Origin of the sequence: Caballeronia sp. LZ029 (assembly GCF_031451275.1) — a bacterium.
GTDB lineage: Bacteria > Pseudomonadota > Gammaproteobacteria > Burkholderiales > Burkholderiaceae > Caballeronia > Caballeronia jiangsuensis.
The window spans coordinates 1,954,577-1,969,890 of record NZ_JARUXO010000001.1 but is presented as its reverse complement, the minus strand read 5'-3'; the positions used below and the strand labels follow the sequence as shown (position 1 = coordinate 1,969,890).

Here is a 15,314-nt window from a genome sequence, read left to right as displayed (position 1 = left end):
CATGAAGCGGCTCGGCATCATGGCGGCGCTGCCGCAGGAACTGGGCGACCTGATCGCGCAGATGCAGGCGGCGGGCGAGGTTCGCACGGTCACGCTCGGGCGGCGCGAATACTACATCGGCGATGCGCACGGCCGCGCCGTCGTGGTCACGCTCGCGCGCATCGGCAAGGTGGCGGCGGCGGCGACCGCCAGCGCGCTGATCCACGTCTTCGAAGTCGATGCCATCGTCTTCACGGGCGTCGCGGGCGGCGTTCGCGCGGATGTGCAGGTGGGCGATGTCGTCGTCGCAGATACGTTGATGCAGCACGATCTCGATGCGTCGCCGCTCTTTCCGCGCTACGAAGTGCCGCTGCTCGACCGCGCGCGCTTCGACGCCGATCGCCCGCTTTCCGATGCGCTCGCCGCAGCCGCCGACGCGTTCATCGCCGAAGAAGGCGGCGCGCTGGCGGAACGTTTCGCCGTCGCCGCGCCGCGCGTGCATCGCGGGCTGGTCGTGAGCGGCGATCGTTTCATCGCGAGCCACGACGCGCTCTTCGCGTTGCGCGATGCATTGCCGGACGCGCTCGCGGTCGAAATGGAAGGCGCGGCCATCGCGCAAGTCTGCTACGAGCACGACGTGCCGTGCGCGGTCGTGCGCACGATCTCCGATACCGCCGACGCAGCGGCGCCCGCATCGTTCGCCGAATTCCTCACCTCGATCGCCGCGACTTACTCGTCCGGCGTTTTATCGCGGTTTTTGCGCGACGCGGCCTGATTCACCGCCGACGCCCGCGTTCTCTCGCAGAAATTCCCGCTTGTAGTTGAGAATGATTCTCAATACAATGACTCGCACGACGTGAGGCAGTCATCGAGCAAACGGGAGGTGCGACGACATGACCAACGATTTCACCGCCATCGGCATGACGAACGACCGCGGCGAGCGTTGCGCGATTTCGGCGAACGCCGCCAAGGTGCTCGAAACGACGCGCCGCGCGTGGAACGAGGCGTCGGCTCAGGCGCCGCAGAAGGCGACGCATCGTCCGCCGCGCGTCGCGCAACCGAAGAAACGCGTGGTGCCGCGGCGTTCGCGCTGGTCGTCGCTCGTCGCCGCGCTGAACTACTGGAGCCCGAAACCGCTGTGAACGCCGCCGATTCCACTTCGAAATCCATGACGCCTTCCTCGCTCGCGCTCGACGCGCGCTTTTTCGACGCGAGCCGTTTCCCGCTCGTGCGCCTGCGTCCTCGCGCCGTGAAACCGGGTTACGCGTTCGCGTGGAGCACGCAGATGCGGCGCCTCGTGGCGCTCTCGACGCCCTTCGTGCTGGTCGCCGAGCACGACGAAAACGAAACCGCCGACGACGCGCGCCTGCGCGCCGCCTGGATGCGCACGCATCGCGCGATGCTCGCCGCTTACTGCCGTGGGCTGATCGTGATCGAGCCGCGCATCGCGGCGCGCGCGACCACGCGTGAAGCGTTGCGCGCGCTCACCGAAGGCTGCGGCGTGCGCACGGTCGTCGTGTCGAGCATCCGGGTCGCGGGCGAGCTCGCGCCGGTGCTGCTGAAGCATTCGGCGTCCGAGGCCGCGCCCGTTCCCGCTACGCGAAGCCGGGCGATCTGAACGATCCGATCGATCAGGGCGCGCCCTGTCTAGCACGGGTTTGTCGGCTGCTCTATTCTGTGAGGCCAGCCAACGCCGTTTTGCAGAGGACGCGCATGCCGACTTACCAGGAAGCGTATCGTCGGTCCGTCGACGAGCCCGAAGCGTTCTGGGCCGAACAGGCCCGACGCATTCATTGGCAGACTCCGTTCGATCAGGTGCTCGACCGCAGCAAGCCGCCGTTCGCGCGCTGGTTCGTCGGCGGCAAGACCAATCTTTGTCACAACGCGGTGGATCGGCATCTGGCGTCGCGCGCGCAACAGGACGCGCTCGTCTATGTGTCGACGGAAACGGGCATCGAGCGCCGCTACACCTACGCCGAGCTGCATGCCGAAGTGAACCGCATGGCCGCCGTCATGCGTTCGCTGCACGTGAAGAAGGGCGATCGCGTGCTCATATATCTGCCGATGATCCCCGAAGCGCTCTTCGCGATGCTCGCGTGCGCGCGTATCGGCGCGGTTCATTCGGTCGTGTTCGGCGGCTTCGCGGCGCCGAATCTCGCGGCGCGTATCGATGACGCCGAGCCCGCGCTCATCGTCACCGCCGATGCCGGCGCGCGCGCGGGCAAGGTGATCGACTACACGCCGCTCGTCGACGAAGCGCTGTCGCGCGCCGAATACAAGGTGCCGCAGGTGCTGCTGATCGACCGGCAACTCGCGCCCGAGCGTTTGCAGGCGAGCTATCTCGTCTCCTACGAGCCGCTGCGCGAACAGTTCTTCGATGCCCACGTGCCCTGCGAATGGCTCGAATCCAACGAGCCTTCCTACGTGCTCTACACGTCCGGCACGACGGGCAGGCCGAAGGGCGTGCAGCGCGATGTCGGCGGTTACGCGGTGGCGCTCGCCGCGTCGATGGAGCATATCTTTCAGGGCTCGCCGGGCGACACGATGTTCACCGCATCGGATGTCGGCTGGGTCGTAGGTCACAGCTACATCATCTATGCGCCGCTCATCGCCGGATTGACGACCGTGATGTACGAAGGCACGCCGATCCGTCCCGACGGCGGCATCTGGTGGCGGCTCGTCGAGCAGTACAAAATCAACCTGATGTTCACCGCGCCGACCGCGATCCGCGTGCTCAAGAAGCAGGACCCGGCGCTGATGGAGAAATACGATCTGTCGAGTCTGCGCGCGCTGTTTCTCGCGGGCGAACCGCTCGACGAGCCGACCGCGCAATGGATCCAGAGCGCGTTGAAGAAGCCCGTCATCGACAATTACTGGCAGACGGAAACCGGCTGGCCGATGATCGCGATTCCGCGCGGCATCGAGGAATTGCCGACCAAGCTCGGCTCGCCGGGCGTGCCGTCGATGGGCTTCAACCTCAAGCTGCGCAACGAAGCGACAGGCGAGGAGTGCGCGCCGGGCGAGAAGGGCGTCGTCACGCTGTCGTATCCGTTGCCGCCGGGCTGCATGCAGACCGTCTGGGGCGACGACAAGCGTTTCATCGATACCTACTGGGAGAGCGTGCCGAACCAGATGGTCTATTCGACCTTCGACTGGGGCGTGCAGGACGAAGACGGCTATGTGTCGATTCTCGGGCGCACCGATGACGTGATCAATGTCGCGGGGCATCGGCTCGGGACGCGCGAGATCGAGGAGGCGTTGTCGGCGCATCCGGCGGTGGCCGAAGTGGCGGTCGTCGGTATTGCGGATTCGGTGAAGGGGCAGGCCGCGGCGGCGTTCGTCGTGCTGCGTGATGCCGATCGCATCAATGCGCCGGGCGCGCGTGAGGGCATGGAGGCGGAGCTTTGCCACGCGGTGGATTCGCAGCTCGGCGCGATCGCGCGTCCGGCCCGAGTGCACTTCGTGACGATGCTGCCGAAGACGCGCTCGGGGAAGCTGCTGCGAAGAGCGATTGCTGCGCTGGCGGAAGGGCGCGATCCGGGTGAACTGCCGACGATCGAGGACCCGGGCGCGCTGATGCAGGTGAGGGAAGCGCTGGGGATGAAGTAGGCTCTCGCGGCGTAGCTGGTTGAAGGGCGGCGGCATCGCGCGAGCGGAGCCGCCGCTTTTTTCTGTGTGTGTGCGCTATTTCCCAATCGGTGACAATGCGCACGAAGTTTCCGATCGCGAGCATTGATTGTGAGCAAAAGCTTCGCGCTTTGACTTCTGAAAGGATCGGCTGGCGGGAATGGCATTGATATGATTGGTATGACTAAATTATCGAGGCCGTTCCATGTCGTATCGTTATCCCGATGCCGCAAATCTCGCCGGTAAGCCGCTTGTAGGATCACACAATTGCGTAGACCTCGTGAAGCACTACGCAGGCGCTCCGGCGACGTACGCCTGGCACGAAGGCGAGCGCGTTCTCGATGCGGCTCACATTGACGTCGGCACTGCGATTGCCACGTTCGAAAATGGAAAGTATCCAAACAGGGCGCACGATAACCATGCTGCGCTTTTCTTGCGCCGAGAGGGCAGCACGATTTACGTCGTCGATCAGTGGGCGGGCGACGAGCGTAAGCCGACGATCACGGAGCGGTCCATTCGCTCGAAAGGAAAATACAAGAATGGAGAATACGTTGATCCGAGCAACAACGCAGATGCTTTCTCTATCATCCAGTGACGTTAGACGTATGCGATTGTCTTCGTTTCTCGTGGTAGCGGTCACCTGCATTGGCGTGCTCGCATCCACGGACGTCAGCGCGGAGGTTCACATCTCCTGCCCCACGAGCGTTTCCACGCAGCCAGCGGTCGTCAACGACGTGCCGGACGGATGGCATGCGAACCAGCGATCGACCTCGTCTTACGTGCGAGGCGTTTCGATCTCTGTCGGTCCACCGGACGAGCTCGGCGATCTCAAGCCCGACATCAGGACGATCAAGGGCGGCAGATCCTTCTCATGGCAATTCGTGCAGGCTGACCACGATGCCGGCGTCTGGTTGTCCTGTGGTTACGAAAATACCGTGGCGTTGTCACAGCTCTTGCCCAAGGGCCTCTCGAAATGCCGTGCCATTCTCTCCACTACGCGAGATGGATATCCGAATGTTGTCGTGTCCTGTCAGTAGAGCGCGCTTTACGGCGCCTGCGCAAACACGGTGTTTCGGTCAGCGTCGCGCGTGGATTGGCATCAGAGAAGCGCATCTGGACGACGCTGACTGTCTACCGCTCGTCACGCATCGTTAAGCCGATTGCCCATCGAATCGATCGATGGGCGACGGCCAGATCCACGCTAGAAAGGCCTCAGCCCTTCGCGTGCGCCTCATGCGTCTTCGGCAGCAACACCGTCAGCACACCGAGCAACGGCAGGAACGCACAAACCTTGTACACGTAATCGATGCTGGTGGCATCGGCGAGATGCCCGAGCACCGCCGCGCCGACGCCGCCCATCCCGAACGCGAAGCCGAAGAACAGGCCCGCGACCATCCCGACCTTGCCCGGAATCAGCTCCTGCGCATAGACGAGAATCGCCGAGAACGCCGAAGCCAGCACGAGCCCGATGATCACCGACAACACGCCCGTCCAGAACAGATTCGCATAAGGCATCAACAGCGTGAACGGCGCGACGCCGAGAATCGACACCCAGATCACCACCTTGCGCCCGACCTTGTCGCCGACCGGCCCGCCGATGATCGTGCCCGCCGCCACCGCCGCGAGGAACACGAACAGGTGAATCTGCGCGGCCTGCACCGACAGCCCGAACTTGCTGATCAGATAGAACGTGAAGTAACTCGTGATGCTTGCGAGATAGAAGTACTTGGAGAACACGAGCAGCACGAGCACGCTCATCGCCATGATGACCTTGTTGCGCGGCAGCGTTGCATGCGTGACCTGCGCGCGGCCCTTCTTCGTCGCCGGATGACGCTTGTACCAGCGACCGATATTCGCGAGCACGAACATCGCGACGAGCGCCGCCGCCGAGAACCACGCGATGCTCTTTTGCCCGTGCGGAATGACGATCAGCGCGGCGAGCAGCGGCCCGAGCGACGAGCCCGCATTGCCGCCGACCTGAAACAGCGACTGCGCGAGACCATGTCTGCCGCCCGACGCCATGCGCGCAACCCGCGACGACTCCGGATGAAACACCGACGATCCGCAGCCGACCAGCGCCGCCGCGATCAGCAGCGTGCCGAAATTGCCCGCGATCGACATCAGCAAGAGACCCGACAGCGTAAAGCCCATGCCGACAGGCAGCGAATAAGGCTTCGGGTGCTTGTCCGTGTACAGGCCGACGAGCGGTTGCAGCAGCGAAGCCGTGACCTGATACACCAGCGTGATGAGGCCGATCTGTCCGAACGAGAGCGCGAACTCAGCCTTGAACATCGGATAGATCGCCAGAATCAGCGACTGGATCATGTCGTTCAGAAGGTGCGAGAAGCTGATCGCGCCCAGAACGGAATAAACGGTGCGTTGCGTGCCCGCGGTGGCGGAACCCGCGGCGGTTGCGCCGGCCGATGCGCCGGAAGGCGACAAAGCGCCCTTGTCGATGCTCGTTTGCATGGTGAATGGCTGATGTAAGCGAAAAAGTCCCGGTTTTTGGTCCATTTCAGTGCGGCATTTATGCGCAGGCTGAAGTTCTGACAAGTTTAGGATGTCCTCGTTACGTTGTCCTGCCAAGCTTTGTCGCGAATCGGACAGGATAACCGCCGCCATCGCCGTTGTTTCGTCTTACGCAACCATTTTTGGCCGGTTATAACAAGCACGGCGGCGAACGCATGTTCGCTTTCCGATAAAAAGGCTCAAGAAAGCCGACAAACCTGCCGTACTCCGGTGGGGAGACCAGACCAGGCCAGGGCTTGCCACACGACGGCTAAGTCCGCAGATCAAATCGGGGAAACGATCGATGAAACTGCTTTCGCTACGCGCCGCAAAAGACGCGGGCTTCGTGGCGCGCGCCGACGCCGCGGCAACCGAAGAACACGCGCGCGAGCGCACGACCACGCGCGCGCTGTCCGTCAAGGCATCGCTCAGGCTCGCTTTCGGGCTCGTGCTCGCGGGGACGCTCGCCATCGGCGCGATTTCGCTCACGCAGATCAGCCGTCTGAACGGCGCGACCGAATCCATCTACACGCAAGGCTATGTCGCGAGCCGCGCGGCCGAGGAAACGCGCGGCTATCTGCTGCGCGCGAGCCGTTCGCAGAAGATGCTGCTGACCGCGTCGACCGCGAAAGAGCGCGACGATCTCGGCGCGCAGATCGAGCAGTCGCTCGCGGACATCGGCCGTGAGCAGGCGCAGCTCGCGCAATATATCGATCACGCCGACAAGGACGCGCTCGCGCAGCAAAAGAGCTTCTCCACCGCGCTGTCGAAGTGGAGCGAGAACCTGCGCACCTTCGTCAAGCTCGTGAAAGAGCAGCCGCTCGATCTCTCGCAGATGAACTGGCAAGTCGGCACGCAGGACGTGTCGCTGCTGGTCGAAACGGGCAAGCTCGAAAAGATGGTCGACGATCTCGTCGCGCGCCGCGGCGCAGCGGCCAAGGCGACGATCGATTCCGCCGCGTTCATCTTCCACTCGTCGTTCGTGATGGTGCTCGGGCTGACGCTCGCGCTGTTCGTGCTCGCGATCGTCGTCTCCGAATGGGTCGTGCGGCGTCTCGCCGGGCAGCTCGGCGGCGAGCCCGGTTATGCGAAGGACATCGCGCGGCGCATCGCGTCGGGCGATCTCGCGTATCCGGTCAGGCTCAAACGCCGCGACGATGCGTCGATGCTGCACGCGCTCGCGGAAATGCAGGCGGGCCTTTCGTCGACCGTCGGCGATATCGCCGCGAGCGCGGAGGCGATCGCATCGGCGTCGAGCGAAATTTCCACGGGCAACGTCGACTTGTCGCGCCGTACCGAAGAGCAGGCGGTCGCGCTGGAAAAGACCGCGGCCAGCATGGAGCAGCTCACGTCGACGGTCCGTCAGAACGCGGACAACGCGAAGCAGGCGAGCACGCTCGCCGCGAACGCATCGGCGATCGCGGAGAAGGGCGGCGCGGTCGTCGGCCGCGTGGTCGAGACGATGCAGCGCATCGATGCGAGCGCGAAGAGCATTGGCGACATCATCGGCGTGATCGAAGGCATCGCGTTTCAGACCAACATCCTCGCGTTGAATGCGGCGGTGGAAGCCGCGCGCGCGGGCGAGCAGGGGCGCGGCTTCGCGGTCGTCGCGGGCGAGGTGCGCAGTCTCGCGCAGCGCTCGTCGTCGGCGGCGAAGGAGATCAAAGGGCTGATCGGTACGTCGGTGTCGCGCGTGTCGGACGGCTCGACCTACGCGCAGGAAGCCGGCGCCACGATGGAGGAAGTCGTGAAGGCGGTGCGCCGCGTCACCGACATCATGGGCGAGATTTCGGCGGCATCGGCGGAGCAGAAAACGGGCATCGAGTCGATCGGCGAAGCGGTCACGAAGATGGACGCGAACACGCAGCAGAACGCCGCGCTCGTCGAAGAAGCGGCCGCGGCGGCGCAATCGCTCGACGATCAGGCGCGCGCGCTGAAGTCGCTGGTCGGCAAATTCCAGTTGGCCTGACGCAAGACATCGATATAAAATCGCGGACGGGCGCGGCAGGGCGCCCGGTCTCGCGAAAGTCTTGGGCATCTGCCACGCAACACATCAATTCTGGATCGAACCGCAACGTCGAACCTTTATAGCCGCAGCGAGAACGGCGCAACAAAGGAACAACGTTATGTGGTCAACATCCTGTCCGATCTCTTCTTCCGTTTCCAATAGCGACTTTCTGCGCGAACACGCGCGGCGCTTGCTTCGCCATGCGCGCGACGGCGACACGAGCGCATCCATGCCCGTCCTGCGTCGCCTGCTCGCGGCAAGCGTTACGCGAGCTGAACGTCTCGCCGACCTGCACGCGATCCGCGACGATCTGCAACTGAAGCATCTTCTTGCGATGCTCGCCGCCGAACTCGGCTACGCGAGCTGGGACGCCTGCAAGCTCGATATCGACGAGCAGCCGGGCGCGAAGATCGACCGTTACCGGCTCGACGCGGGCGCGTTCAACGACTATGAAAAGAACTGGTTTGCGAACGAGGAGGACGCGCTCGAATGGCAGTGCGCGCACGGCGGCTATATCGTGCGATACGGCGATCAGGCCGTGGCGATCCTGAAGCGGGAATGAGGCAGAAAGGCTGATGCGCGCAGGAAGGAAGCCGGTCAGATCAGCTCGACTTCCTTCCAGTTCGCGCTAAGGAAAAAACGGCTCAGCTCCTTCGTGAGCTCGTTGAGCGCGCTCATCTCGGGCGCCGAGATCTTGCGCACGTGCTGCGGGGACGTCCAGTCGCCGTAAATGAGCGCGACGGTCGAATCGTTCGATTTCACCGGCAGCAGCACGAAAGCCTGCGCCTCGCCGAGCGTGTCCTTGTACCAGCGCGGCAGGCGTGCGTCGATACGCGCGTCGTGCGCGTTCTCGATGAAGATGCCGACCGGATTCGTGATCGCGAGATGGAACACGTCGGGGCGGAACTCCGCGGAGAAGCGCAGTCGCGGCAGCATCGGCTCGACGCCGCCGCCGAGCGCGAGACGCGCGTGGAACTCGTTATTGGCCTGGCGCACGAACACCACCGTGCGCGACAGATGCAGACTCCCGAGAATCGATTCCGAGGCCAGCGCGAGCGCCGGCGCGAGCGCATTTTTCGTCGGCAGCGAGCGTAAGTCCTCCACGCTCGCCCCGATGCGCGCCTCCGCCGACACCTTCGCGCGCGCCATGGCATCGGCGTTCGCCTGCAGCTCGGAGATTTCGCGGATCACGCCGTCGCTCGCCTCCTCGTTCGCGAGCGCGAGGCTCATCGCGGTGAGGGTGTCCGCGTCGGTCTTGAGCGGGCCGCTGTAGCGGCTGGCGATGTCGAAGAGCACCGATTCGCGGCCTTCCACGGCCGTGTTCTGCGCGGTGAGCGCGTCGGCGACTTCGGTCGAATAGTTGGAGATGGCGCGCAGCCAGCGCACGTGCTTCGGCACGGTTTCATCGACGGGCGCGTTCGGATCGGTCGCGCGCATGCCTTCGCGGATCGTTTCCGGCAGCCGCCAGCGATCCGCGGCTTCGAGACCGATTTCGTCGAAGGTGACGCCCAGAAGCGCCGCGCACGCGTCGCTGTCCGGGATATTTTCCGACGCCGCCTTGCGCCGCAACTGATCCCACTCGTGTTCGAGATAGAACGCGACGAGCAGCTTGCCGATCTGCCGCATCAGCGTGCAGACGACCGCTTCTTCGGCGGAGCGCAGATCCTTGTGCTCGGTGAGCTGCCGCGCGACCGCGCCCGAGAGCAGGGTGCGGTTCAGTTCGAGCTTCGCGTCGATACGGCGCGGCGCGCTCTGATGGAAGTGATCGACGAGCTTCAGTCCCACGACGAGATGGCCGACCGCGTCCATGCCGAGCACCATCAGCGCGCGCGTGACGGTGGTGATGTTGCCGCCGAATGCGATGTACATCGCCGAATTGGCGAGGCGCAGCACCTTCTGCGTGAGGCCGACGTCCGACAGCACGACATGCACGAGCGACGTGAAGTCGAGGTCGTTGTCGTTCATCGCGGACACAGTGGTGCGCAGCGCCTGAGACAGCATGGGGAAATCCCCGCGCTCGCTCATGCGCGCCCACAGCTTGTCCAGTAGTTCGGCCTTGGTGCGTGCCATTGCTAAAAGTTAAAAGCCTGTTCGTTACGCGACGGCTAACCCGAGGCGGCCCTGCAAGTTCAATCCGCCCTGACAACGAAATGTACACGTTATTAGGGAGTTACGGCGCGTCCTTCGATCAGAACGCGAACATCGCCCGCTCGTCACGACTCGTGCAACACGAGCGAATTCGACTGGAACGAGCGCGCCAGCTCGTCCGACGGCAACGCGTGGCTGATGAGCCAGCCCTGAATGTGATCGCAGCCGAGGTCCGCGAGCAAGTCGCGCTGCGCTTCCGTTTCGACCCCTTCGGCAACCAGTTCCAGCCCGAGCGACTGCGCGAGCCCGACGACCGCGCTCACGATCGCGCGGTTGTTGCGGGACGTAATCAGGTTCTCGACAAAGCTGCGGTCGATCTTGAGCTTCGAGAGCGGAAAACGTTGTAAATAGGCGAGGCTCGAATAGCCGGTGCCGAAATCGTCGACGGCGAACCTGATGCCGATCGACGTCAGCGCTTCCAGAAGACGCGTCGCTTCTTCCGGATCGTGCATCAGGAGGCTCTCGGTGATCTCGAAGACGAGCCGGCGCGCGTCGATGCCGGTGAGCGCGAGCGCTTCCTTCACCGCCGCGGTGAAGCGCTTGTCGCGGAACTGCTGCGGCGACACGTTCACCGACACGTAATCGAGCCGGATGCCGATCGCATCCCACTGCGTGATCTGCATGCACGCGGCCTTCAGCACCCAGTTGCCCAGATAGTTGATGAGGCCGATCGATTCCGCGAGCGGAATGAACGTCGACGGCGGCACGAGCCCGTGCACCGGATGATTCCAGCGCATCAGCGCTTCCACGCCGACCACCGCGCCCGTGCGGATCTTCGTGATCGGCTGGAAGTAGAGCGAGAACTCGCCGTTGCGCACGGCTTCGTACAGATCCGCTTCGAGCTTCAGACGCTCGGCGTCGGCGGGGTTGTCGTCGATCGTGTGGAAGACGAGCGCGTTGCCGCCCGATTCCTTCGCCTGCGCGAGCGCGTGATCAGCCATGCGCAAAAGACTCGTCTGCGCGCCGTTCTTCGCGCTCTTGCCGCTCTGATCCGGATACAGCGCGACGCCCACGCTCGCCGACAAATGCGTGTGCTGCCCGCGATGCCGATACGGCTGCGCGATCGCGGTGAGCAGGCGTCGGCCGAGACTTTCGGCGAGTTCCGCCGTGGTGCCCGCCGGCAGGAGCACGGCGAATTCGTCGCCGGCCACGCGGGCGACGCGTTCGCCGTGCCCCGCCGTATGCTGGATGCGGCGCGCGGTCTCGCGCAGCAGTTCGTCGCCGGCGTCGTAGCCGAGCGCGCGGTTGATGCGCTGATAATCGTCGATGTCGAGCAGCACGAGCCCGGCGTGCGTGCGCATCAGCTCGGCTTCGTCCTGCGCCGCGCTGATGGCCGTCTTGAGCGCGACGAGGTTGTCGAGGCCCGTGAGCGCGTCGTGGTTGAGCGTGTGCGTGAGCGACGCTTCGCGTTCGCGCCAGTGCGTCACGTCGAACGCGGCGAGCGCGAAGCCGGGCGTGCCGCATGCGGCCGTCGATACGAGCCGCAGCTCGACGCAGATCGGATAAGTGAGCGACTTCACGACGGTCAGCGTCGCCGATTCGAGCTTGCCGCTCGCGCGCGCCCGGGCGACGAGCGCGTGCAACTCGTCGGCCTCTTCGGATGCGACGAGATCGTGCAGCGTCAGCATGCTCAGATAGTCACGGTGATAGCCGATGAACTCGATGCTCGCATCCGATACATACTGAAAGCGCAGCGCGTCGTCGAGCTGCGCGAGGAAATCGACCGCGCCGAGCGTGGCTTCGCTCGCGGCGGCCAAAGCGGGCGCGACGGTTGCGGCTGACGCCGTGTTCTCGATGGCGTCGCCGGGCGATGGCGGCGGGCTCGCTTCGGGAAGCGAGTCGGGCGCGCTGTCGTGCCGCGCGCGCGCGGCGCTTCCCCATGCGCGCGCGAGCACATCGAGCGCGATGCGCCACGGCGTGCGGCGGGAGACGTTGATCCGGTTCGCTTGCATGGTCTCGTAGGGTTCTGGCGGCTGCGCTCGCCCGCGTCGGGCGAACGGCGGCGCGCGAAACGCCGCGTCTCGCGGGTTCCGGCCGGGACGTGCCGCGACGCGCGCGACACGCTCTATCAGGCGAGTTATCGGCGCTGCAGGGGATTTCTTTAACGGGCCACGCAGGTGCAACAATTCCGTTTGAGGATCAAGATTGTCCAGGGATTGTCGATATGAGGTTTCATATTATCTCGTCAGGCGAATTCGGGTACAGTGGCGCGTTTCCTGCAACAACGGTTTCCCGCGAGTTGCGATCGATGCCGGGTCTTCGGCGCGCTGTTGACCACCAGAATTCCGTTCGACTCGTTCGCCCCATGATCGAATCCACTATGCTGCCGGCCTGCGTCATGGCCCGAACCCCCGAGCCGGCCTTCATGCAGAGCTTCACAGCGCCGCGGCGCGTCCCTGAGCGGTCTTCGTCATGCCCGATTCATCCCTGAAGCGCACGGCGCCAGCGCGGCGCGGACAGAGCGTCTATGTCGGGCGTCAGCCGATCCTCGACGGCGACGGCGTGCTCGTCGCCTACGAACTGCTCTTTCGCGACAGCCCCGACAATCGCGCGCGCGTTCACGACGACGTGCAGGCGACCGCGCATGTCGTCGCGCGCACGATCGGCGAGATCGGCGTGCCGGCCGTGCTCGGGCCGCATCCGGGCTATGTGAACATGAGCCGCGAGCTGCTGTTCGACGACATCGTCCACATCATGCAGCCCGAGCGCTTCGTGCTGGAGCTGCTGGAAAACATCACCTTCGACGACACGCTCTTCAAGCGCTGCGCGCAACTGCGCAACGCGGGCTTTCGCTTCGCCCTCGACGACGTCGTGCGGCTCGACGATGCGCTGCTCGCCGCGCTGCCCTCGGTGGATATCGTCAAGGTCGATTTTCTGGCGGCGGATCATGACCATCTGCCCGAACTCGCGGCGGCGGTGAAACGGCGCGGCAAGCTGCTGGTGGCGGAGAAGGTCGAGACGCCCGACGATTTCACGCAGGCGAGGAAGCTCGGCTTCGACTTCTTCCAGGGCTATTTCTTCGCGCGGCCTCAGGTGCTTTCGGCACGTCGCGCCAGTCCCGCGCGCGGCTCGCTGCTGCGGCTCATGGCCGTGCTCGCCGGCGAGCCGGGGATGCGCGAACTGGAAGCGGAGTTGAAGCGCAATCCGGACATCGTCGTGCAGTTGATGCGCCTCGCCAATTCGAGTGCGCAGACGCGCGGGCGGCGCGTGTCGTCGCTGCGCGAGGCGATCGCGGCGACCGGCACGCGCCAGCTTATGCGCTGGACGCAGTTGCTTTTGTACGCGGACGGCAGCGGCCTGCCGTGGCGCTCGGACCCGCTCCTGCAACTCGTCGGCACGCGTGCGCGCTTCCTGGAGCTCGCAGCCGAAACGCTGCGCCCCGCCGACGAAGCCTTCTCCGATGCCGCGTTCATGACGGGCATCTTCTCGCTCGTGCATGTCGTGCTCGACATGCAGCCGGCGGAAATTCTCGATAAGCTGCATCTGGCGGCGGAAATCCGCACCGCGATTCTGGCGGGCGACGGGCCGCTCGGCGCGCTGCTCGGCATTGCACGGGCGGCGGAGCAGGGCGACGGGTCCGCCATCGACGCGAGCCGGCACGCGCAGCCATCGCTCGACGTGCTCACGCCCGCCGTGCTCGCGAAATTGCAGTTCGACGCGGCGGCGTGGTTCGCCGGACATCGCATGGATCAGGGCGCGGACGACGCGTAGAACGAGATCATCTAAAGGAGCGGGCATGAAGAGCAGGATTCTCAGCTTTACGGCGGGTGGCGCCTTGGTGATCGCGGCGGCGATGCATTCGCTCACGGCGGGCGCGACGCTCAAGCCCGGCGATGCCGCGCCCGACTTCACCGCGCAGGCATCGCTCGGCGGCAACGTCTACGACTACTCGCTTGCCGACGCGCTCAGGAAGGGCCCGGTCGTGCTGTACTTCTACCCGGCGGCGTTCACCAAGGGCTGCACGATCGAGGCGCACGAGTTCGCCGAAGCGGTCGATCAATACAAGGCCGAGGGCGCGACGGTCATCGGCGTGTCGCATGACAACATCGATACGTTGAAGAAGTTTTCCGTGAGCGAGTGCCGCAGCAAGTTCCCGGTCGCGGCGGATGCGGATTCGAAGATCATCCGTTCCTACGACGCTTCCATGCCGATGAAAAGCACGATGGCCAATCGCGTGTCCTACGTGATCGCGCCCGACGGCAAGGTCATCTACGAGTACACGAGCCTGTCGCCGGACCAGCATGTTGCGAACACGCTGCAGGCGCTGCGTGAATGGAACGCAAAGCACAAGGCGCAGTGATAGGTTTCGGTTTTTAGCGGTTGAGCGCGCGGGAGACGCCATGCCCATCGTCGTCGGATTGATCGCCTTAGGGTTGCTGATTTACGGCGCGATATGGTCGTTCAACGCGCTTCATGCGCATTTCGGGCTGGGCGTGGCCGTGGCTGTGGCGATCGTCGTGTTGCTCGCGATCGCCGCGGGCGTGATGCGCTGGCTCGCGAGCCGCCGCGAGATCGCGCCGAATCTTCGCAAAGGCGAGAGCGGCGACTGGACGCACGAGCTCAGGACCGACTGGGGCGGCGTGCGGGTCGCGGCGGGCAAGCGTCTTTGCGATGTGCGTGTCGGTGACGAGCGCGGCAGTTATATCTTTGCGGATTTGCGCGGGGCGCGGATGCAGGAGCCGGGTGGTGGAAGCGGTGTGTGGCACGTCGTGCTCGATGTGCAGGATGCTAAGCACGGAGCGTGGAATCTGCCGATGCGCGATCGTGGGGAGGCGCGGAAGTGGGCTCGGATTCTGTCGCTTGCTACGCAGCAGAGGCTTTGATTTGTCGGATCCCGATTTCTTGTTGGTCTATTAGCGCTGCCCCTGTGCGGGGCGGCAGTCACTTTCTTTGCTGCTGTGTATGGACCGGGGACATGGGTAACACCTGTTCCAGGACATGGGTAACACTTCGGACGAATGGTTCGTCCGGAGTAGATCATGACCTGGGATAGCAAAGACATCATGGAACTGAGGCTTGAATTCGTGGAATTCGCCACCCGAGA

14 protein-coding genes are annotated in these 15,314 nt (G+C 64.5%); 11 read left to right on the top strand and 3 right to left on the bottom strand.

Going from position 1 to position 15,314, the window contains the following annotated elements:
- Nucleotide 1: 1 nt before the first annotated feature.
- From QCE73_RS09355 to QCE73_RS39385, 6 genes are all read left to right on the top strand, one after another.
- The gene (locus tag QCE73_RS09355; RefSeq protein WP_309881959.1) at nucleotides 2-754 is read left to right on the top strand and encodes a 5'-methylthioadenosine/adenosylhomocysteine nucleosidase; all 753 of its coding nucleotides are present in this window, start codon (nucleotides 2-4) and stop codon (nucleotides 752-754) included.
- A gap of 118 nt (nucleotides 755-872) precedes the next feature.
- Nucleotides 873-1,121 carry a hypothetical protein gene (locus QCE73_RS09350; RefSeq protein ID WP_035509196.1) on the top strand — a complete coding sequence of 83 codons (249 nt, stop codon included), beginning with the start codon at nucleotides 873-875 and terminating at the stop codon, nucleotides 1,119-1,121.
- Nucleotides 1,122-1,147: 26 nt separating this feature from the next.
- Complete coding sequence (locus QCE73_RS09345; RefSeq protein ID WP_222946526.1) at nucleotides 1,148-1,597, top strand: hypothetical protein; 450 nt, start codon at nucleotides 1,148-1,150, stop codon at nucleotides 1,595-1,597.
- 95 nt (nucleotides 1,598-1,692) lie between these two features.
- A complete protein-coding gene (locus QCE73_RS09340; RefSeq protein WP_309880874.1) occupies nucleotides 1,693-3,588 on the top strand; it encodes a propionate--CoA ligase in 1,896 nt (631 codons plus the stop codon).
- A 223-nt stretch (nucleotides 3,589-3,811) separates the two neighbouring features.
- Nucleotides 3,812-4,201: a BPSL0067 family protein gene (locus tag QCE73_RS09335; RefSeq protein ID WP_309880873.1), complete on the top strand. Its 390-nt coding sequence runs from the start codon at nucleotides 3,812-3,814 to the stop codon at nucleotides 4,199-4,201.
- A complete protein-coding gene (locus QCE73_RS39385; protein ID WP_404989740.1) occupies nucleotides 4,146-4,643 on the top strand; it encodes an STY0301 family protein in 498 nt (165 codons plus the stop codon). Before QCE73_RS09335 ends, QCE73_RS39385 begins: the two co-directional genes overlap by 56 nt.
- Before the next feature lie 175 nt (nucleotides 4,644-4,818).
- Here the strand turns inward: QCE73_RS39385 and QCE73_RS09330 are convergent, their stop codons facing one another.
- Nucleotides 4,819-6,075: an MFS transporter gene (locus tag QCE73_RS09330; RefSeq protein WP_309880872.1), complete on the bottom strand. Its 1,257-nt coding sequence runs from the start codon at nucleotides 6,073-6,075 to the stop codon at nucleotides 4,819-4,821.
- 343 nt (nucleotides 6,076-6,418) lie between these two features.
- On the opposite strand from QCE73_RS09330, the gene QCE73_RS09325 reads away from it, so the two are divergent.
- On the top strand, nucleotides 6,419-8,083 hold the full coding sequence (locus QCE73_RS09325) for a methyl-accepting chemotaxis protein (protein WP_035509188.1): 1,665 nt from the start codon (nucleotides 6,419-6,421) through the stop codon (nucleotides 8,081-8,083).
- A 268-nt stretch (nucleotides 8,084-8,351) separates the two neighbouring features.
- The gene (locus QCE73_RS09320; protein WP_309880870.1) at nucleotides 8,352-8,684 is read left to right on the top strand and encodes a hypothetical protein; all 333 of its coding nucleotides are present in this window, start codon (nucleotides 8,352-8,354) and stop codon (nucleotides 8,682-8,684) included.
- Nucleotides 8,685-8,719: 35 nt separating this feature from the next.
- Here the strand turns inward: QCE73_RS09320 and QCE73_RS09315 are convergent, their stop codons facing one another.
- Together QCE73_RS09315 and QCE73_RS09310 are read right to left on the bottom strand one after the other, a co-directional pair.
- Nucleotides 8,720-10,192, bottom strand: a complete 1,473-nt coding sequence (locus QCE73_RS09315) for an HDOD domain-containing protein (RefSeq protein WP_309880868.1) — start codon at nucleotides 10,190-10,192, stop codon at nucleotides 8,720-8,722.
- A gap of 143 nt (nucleotides 10,193-10,335) precedes the next feature.
- Nucleotides 10,336-12,222 (bottom strand): EAL domain-containing protein, encoded by a 1,887-nt coding sequence (locus QCE73_RS09310; protein WP_309880866.1) that lies wholly within the window; start codon nucleotides 12,220-12,222, stop codon nucleotides 10,336-10,338.
- 460 nt (nucleotides 12,223-12,682) lie between these two features.
- Between QCE73_RS09310 and QCE73_RS09305 the strand changes: the two genes are divergently transcribed.
- The 3 genes from QCE73_RS09305 to QCE73_RS09295 are packed head-to-tail and all read left to right on the top strand — an operon-like array spanning nucleotide 12,683 to nucleotide 15,093.
- Nucleotides 12,683-13,981 carry an EAL and HDOD domain-containing protein gene (locus QCE73_RS09305; RefSeq protein ID WP_035509180.1) on the top strand — a complete coding sequence of 433 codons (1,299 nt, stop codon included), beginning with the start codon at nucleotides 12,683-12,685 and terminating at the stop codon, nucleotides 13,979-13,981.
- Nucleotides 13,982-14,006: 25 nt separating this feature from the next.
- Complete coding sequence (locus tag QCE73_RS09300) at nucleotides 14,007-14,570, top strand: peroxiredoxin (RefSeq protein WP_309880864.1); 564 nt, start codon at nucleotides 14,007-14,009, stop codon at nucleotides 14,568-14,570.
- Between the two features lie 40 nt (nucleotides 14,571-14,610).
- Nucleotides 14,611-15,093, top strand: a complete 483-nt coding sequence (locus QCE73_RS09295; RefSeq protein WP_309880863.1) for a hypothetical protein — start codon at nucleotides 14,611-14,613, stop codon at nucleotides 15,091-15,093.
- Nucleotides 15,094-15,314 lie beyond the last annotated feature (221 nt).

Excerpts from the sequence above, each read along its gene's own strand:
- QCE73_RS09355 (WP_309881959.1), top strand. The coding sequence starts at position 2 with ATGAAGCGGCTCGGCATCATGGCGGCGCTGCCGCAGGAACTGGGCGAC.
- QCE73_RS09350 (WP_035509196.1), top strand. The coding sequence starts at position 873 with ATGACCAACGATTTCACCGCCATCGGCATGACGAACGACCGCGGCGAG.
- QCE73_RS09345 (WP_222946526.1), top strand. The coding sequence starts at position 1,148 with ATGACGCCTTCCTCGCTCGCGCTCGACGCGCGCTTTTTCGACGCGAGC.
- QCE73_RS09340 (WP_309880874.1), top strand. The coding sequence starts at position 1,693 with ATGCCGACTTACCAGGAAGCGTATCGTCGGTCCGTCGACGAGCCCGAA.
- QCE73_RS09335 (WP_309880873.1), top strand. The coding sequence starts at position 3,812 with ATGTCGTATCGTTATCCCGATGCCGCAAATCTCGCCGGTAAGCCGCTT.
- QCE73_RS39385 (WP_404989740.1), top strand. The coding sequence starts at position 4,146 with ATGGAGAATACGTTGATCCGAGCAACAACGCAGATGCTTTCTCTATCA.
- QCE73_RS09330 (WP_309880872.1), bottom strand. The coding sequence starts at position 6,075 with ATGCAAACGAGCATCGACAAGGGCGCTTTGTCGCCTTCCGGCGCATCG.
- QCE73_RS09325 (WP_035509188.1), top strand. The coding sequence starts at position 6,419 with ATGAAACTGCTTTCGCTACGCGCCGCAAAAGACGCGGGCTTCGTGGCG.
- QCE73_RS09320 (WP_309880870.1), top strand. The coding sequence starts at position 8,352 with ATGCCCGTCCTGCGTCGCCTGCTCGCGGCAAGCGTTACGCGAGCTGAA.
- QCE73_RS09315 (WP_309880868.1), bottom strand. The coding sequence starts at position 10,192 with ATGGCACGCACCAAGGCCGAACTACTGGACAAGCTGTGGGCGCGCATG.
- QCE73_RS09310 (WP_309880866.1), bottom strand. The coding sequence starts at position 12,222 with ATGCAAGCGAACCGGATCAACGTCTCCCGCCGCACGCCGTGGCGCATC.
- QCE73_RS09305 (WP_035509180.1), top strand. The coding sequence starts at position 12,683 with ATGCCCGATTCATCCCTGAAGCGCACGGCGCCAGCGCGGCGCGGACAG.
- QCE73_RS09300 (WP_309880864.1), top strand. The coding sequence starts at position 14,007 with ATGAAGAGCAGGATTCTCAGCTTTACGGCGGGTGGCGCCTTGGTGATC.
- QCE73_RS09295 (WP_309880863.1), top strand. The coding sequence starts at position 14,611 with ATGCCCATCGTCGTCGGATTGATCGCCTTAGGGTTGCTGATTTACGGC.